1 pseudogene is annotated in these 1,176 nt (G+C 64.2%); it reads left to right on the top strand.

The window, feature by feature from the left end:
* Nucleotides 1–1,153, top strand: a pseudogene (locus P9254_RS28785) (IS5 family transposase); the annotation flags it as partial.
* Between the last annotated feature and the right edge of the window lie 23 nt (nt 1,154–1,176).

Raw genomic sequence — 1,176 nt, 5'->3', positions numbered from 1 at the left:
GCGGGGCTGGCGATCCTCAAGCACACCTTCAACCTGTCGGATGAGGTGCTGTGCGAGCGCTGGGTGGAGAACCCTTATTTCCAGTATCTCACCGGCGAGACGTTCTTTTGCCATACGCTGCCGTTCGACCGCTCCTCGATGACGCGTTGGCGCAGCCGTATGGGCGAGGAGCGGATTATGGTGCTGTTGCAGGAGAGCCTCAGCCTCGCGGTCAAGACCGGGGCGATGAAACCGGCCGACACGCGCCAGGTGATCGTCGACACCACCGTGCAGCCGAAGAACGTCATGTTCCCGACCGACGCCAAGCTCATCCATCGGGCACGCGAACGGCTGGTGCGGCTGGCCAAGAGGACGGGTCTCCATTTGCGCCAGAGTTATGTGCGGGTCGGCAAGCTGGCGCTGATCAGCCACCAGCGCTATGCCCACGCCAAGCAGTTCAAGCGGGCCAACAAGGCGCTACGCAAGCTCAAGACCTATCTCGGCCGGACCATTCGCGACATTGGTCGCCAGATCGCCGGCGATCAGGGGCTGGACGCTGTTCAAATGGCCGCTCTACCAGGCCGCCACCGTTCTCGAGCAACGCCAGCGCCAGCGCGGCCGCAAGATCTACAGCCTGCACGCACACGAGGTGGAATGCATCGGCAAGGGCAAGGCGCATGCGCCCTACGAGTTCGGGGTGAAGGTGTCGGTGGCCACCACGCTGAAGCGCTCCAGGGGCGGCCAGTTCGCCCTGCATGCAAAAGCACTGCCCGGCAATCCCTATGACGGCCACACGCTGGCAAGCGTCATCCCCGACATGGAAAAGACCATCGGCAACGAGATCGGCCGCATCCTCGCCGACGCCGGCTATCGCGGCCACAACGCACCGCAGAGCCACAAGCTCAGGGTCTTCACCGCGGGCCAGAAACGCCGCGTCACCCCAGCCATCAAGCGCCAGATGCGACGGCGGTCGGCGGTCGAGCCCGTCATCGGCCACATCAAGAGCGAACACAGAATGGGCCGCAACTACCTCGCCGGCCAGCAGGGCGACACCCTCAACGCCATCCTGGCCGCCGCCGGCTACAACTTCTCCCTCCTGCTCAGGTGGCTGAAGGGGTTTTTGTCGCTCTTGATTGCCCTGCTTCAAATCCGGCCGAAGCCGGTCGCCGCTTAGGGCTCGGATTGTTCACGGTCGAC

The organism is Mesorhizobium sp. WSM4983 (assembly GCF_029625765.1).
GTDB lineage: Bacteria > Pseudomonadota > Alphaproteobacteria > Rhizobiales > Rhizobiaceae > Mesorhizobium.
This window is presented reverse-complemented; position numbering and strand designations above follow the sequence as displayed.